This is a genomic window from Siminovitchia fortis (genome assembly GCF_007681465.1).
GTDB lineage: Bacteria > Bacillota > Bacilli > Bacillales > Bacillaceae_C > Siminovitchia > Siminovitchia fortis.
The window spans coordinates 1-2,822 of the sequence record NZ_VEKZ01000114.1; the positions used below are offsets into that span (position 1 = coordinate 1).

Sequence of the window (2,822 nt, forward strand, 5' to 3'; positions counted from 1 at the left end):
TTTCACAACAGGAGCTTCGCTGGCTCCTTGAAGGGTTATCCATTCAGCAGCCAAAAGCCATTCAACCATCGCCAAAAGGTGCGTTCTAAATTCGTTCAAGTCGTTATTTTTATCTTTATTTTCACTGTTCGAACTGATTATAATAGGAGGAACGAAACTGAACGAAAGTGGTGAATGATGTGACGAACGTTTCTTCTACGAATGAAAATCAATCTGAGAAATTAATTCGATTGCTTGAAGATCAATTAGCTCATTCGAATCAACAAAATAAAGAGTTATCGAAAAAGTTGGATCAATCGTTGAAACAGATTGAATCGTTAACGCAACAACTTTAACACTTAACCAAGCTCTTATATGGCTCTAAAACAGAAAAATCCAAATACAATACGCCCGACGGGCAAGTGTCCTTATTTGAGGATGACCCGTCTTTTACTGATCCTGAGCACACAGAAGAACAAAGCCAACAGACCATTTCTTATACTGTTGTACGAAAAATTCAACCAAAAAAACGAAATGATTCCTTGCGTGAAGATATTGAAATAGAAGCTATTCACCATCATCCAGCAAATACAATCTGTGACGGTTGCCATGATCAAATGATAGAAATGGGCAGTACAATCGTGCGTGAAGAGGCGAAATTTATTCCTGCGAAAATGATGAAAGTTCAACATATTGAACACGCTTATGAATGTAAAAAATGCAAAAGCGATTCATTACAAAAAGGGCAGATTAAACGTGGTAAAGCGCCACAACCTCCCATTCAACGTAGCATCGCAAGTCCTAGCGTACTTGCCAAAGTGATGTATGATAAATTTTCACAATACTTACCTCTTTACCGTCAGGTAAAGGAATGGGAGCGTTATGGCCTGAACACGAATGATAAGAACCTTTCCAATTGGGTCATTCGTGCCTCACACGATTGGCTATTGCCTATTTACGAACGAATGAAGTCTTTGATGATGGCTAAAACCATTCTACATGTCGATGAAACGTATTCACAAATTATCAACCGTTCCGATGGCAAATCTGGTCAGTCTAACGCCTACAATTGGGTCTATCGAAGTGTGCCCAGTCAAGGTCCAACGATTGTCCTGTTTCAAAGTTCATTATCACGTGCTCGGTCTGTTCTCGAAAGCTTCATTGAAGATTATTCCGGAACGATTGTCTGTGATGGTTATTCGGCCTATGACAAAATAGAAGGCGTCACCTTCGCAAATTGTTGGGCGCATGTTCGCCGTTATTGGATGAAAGCGAACAGCAAGAACGGACAAATCGGTGTCAGCTATTGTGATGCTTTGTATCGACTTGAAAGGAAATTCAAGCATCTGTCTCCCAGTAAGCGAAGAAAGAAACGTCAAAAGTTTGCGTTGCCAATCGTTAAGAAATTCCTTGACTGGGTTGAAAAATCACCATTCTACGGCAAAAATGCGCTTGCAAAAGCAGCTGAATATACTCTGAACAGAGCGAATGGACTAAAAGCATTCTTGAAGGATGGCCGTATCGAAATTGATAATAATCCAGCCGAAAATGCCATTCGTCCAAATGTGATGGGTCGAAAAAACTGGCTCTTTTCCGTCAGTGAAGCTGGTGCAAAAGCCAACGCCATCTGTTTAAGTATCGCAGAAACGGCAAAAGCAAACGGAGTGGATTTCTATCGTTATCTCTTGAAGTTACTGACGGATTTTCCGAATCTTGATATCTATCAACATTCGGAAATTTTAAATCAATATATGCCTTGGTCAAAAATGATCCAAGCAGAATGTGGCAGATAAAATGAAATCACCGTATATCTGATTAAAAAAATCATGATATACGGTGATTTATGATGCGTACGGTTAAGGTATGCTTATTTTTTATAGTTCGGGCTTACAAAAGAAAAGCATTACCTCAAAGGAAGTAATGCTGGTAGGAATTTTTAATATTATTAGTCAGCTCATTTAAAATAATTTTTTTCTTTGCCTGAGGTAAATGGCAGCTTAAAATTAGCAAATCAACTAGGTCAGGTTGTTCCTCAGCAATTTCCTGCAAGTAATCCCTGCCAAACTCTTTCATAACAGGTAGCAAACTGCTCATTTTTAATGGAAATCCACATCAATTCTCTTTTTATTTGTTTGAGTTTGTTTAGGCATGATAACTTCTAGTACACCATTCTTATAAGAAGCCTTTATACCTTCCTCAGAAACAGGAGTTGGTAGTGTAATAGCTCTGTGAAAGCTACCTGTGTATCTTTCTCTCCTATGCATATTCTCTTCTTTAATCTCATTAGTTCTGTTAATTGAGCCACTAATTCTCAATACATTATTTTCAATATCAATGTTTACATCTTCTTTACTCTGTAAGCCTGGAATGTCACAAGTTGCTACTACCTCTTTATCTGTTTCATGAACATCCACTCTTATATTCCCCAATTGATTCATTTCATTGTCTAAATGAAAAGGGAAATCATTGAATAATCTGTCAAAATCTCTCCTAATGTTAGTTAATTGTCTAAATGGATCATAAGGTATTAATGCCATTTGTATCATCTCCTTAGTTATTTTTAACAAATATATTTTTTACATTTACTATGTAATTATTCATTTAAGGGATAAGCTGAGTCAGTTTTAGAAAAGCATCCTATTACAGAAAAAGGAGAGCCTAATTAGCTCTCCTCAGTGTCATTAGTTTTAACCTCATATCCAAAAAGCTGTGACCTTTCATCAGGTATCCATTTTCCATCTCTAATCCTGCTCAAGCCCTGATACAAAGAGCCTCCTATAATCCCAAATTACGAAAGTAAATTTGCCGAAAACTAATTCAGCGCTCTTTTGGGAACAATTTAC

2 protein-coding genes and 1 pseudogene are annotated in these 2,822 nt (G+C 37.5%); 1 reads left to right on the plus strand and 2 read right to left on the minus strand.

Annotation, left to right across the window (positions count from 1 at the left end):
* Positions 1–179: 179 nt before the first annotated feature.
* A pseudogene (gene tnpC / locus FS666_RS19000) lies at positions 180–1,772 on the plus strand (IS66 family transposase).
* A 115-nt stretch (positions 1,773–1,887) separates the two neighbouring features.
* Here the strand turns inward: tnpC and FS666_RS19005 are convergent.
* Both FS666_RS19005 and FS666_RS19010 read right to left on the minus strand, forming a co-directional pair.
* The gene (locus FS666_RS19005) at positions 1,888–2,073 is read right to left on the minus strand and encodes a hypothetical protein (RefSeq protein WP_058005451.1); all 186 of its coding nucleotides are present in this window, start codon (positions 2,071–2,073) and stop codon (positions 1,888–1,890) included.
* A 2-nt stretch (positions 2,074–2,075) separates the two neighbouring features.
* Positions 2,076–2,516, minus strand: a complete 441-nt coding sequence (locus tag FS666_RS19010) for an Hsp20/alpha crystallin family protein (RefSeq protein WP_039238847.1) — start codon at positions 2,514–2,516, stop codon at positions 2,076–2,078.
* Positions 2,517–2,822: the final 306 nt, after the last annotated feature.

Coding starts and splice junctions, on each gene's coding strand:
- FS666_RS19005 (WP_058005451.1), bottom strand. CDS start 2,073: ATGAGCAGTTTGCTACCTGTTATGAAAGAGTTTGGCAGGGATTACTTG.
- FS666_RS19010 (WP_039238847.1), bottom strand. CDS start 2,516: ATGGCATTAATACCTTATGATCCATTTAGACAATTAACTAACATTAGG.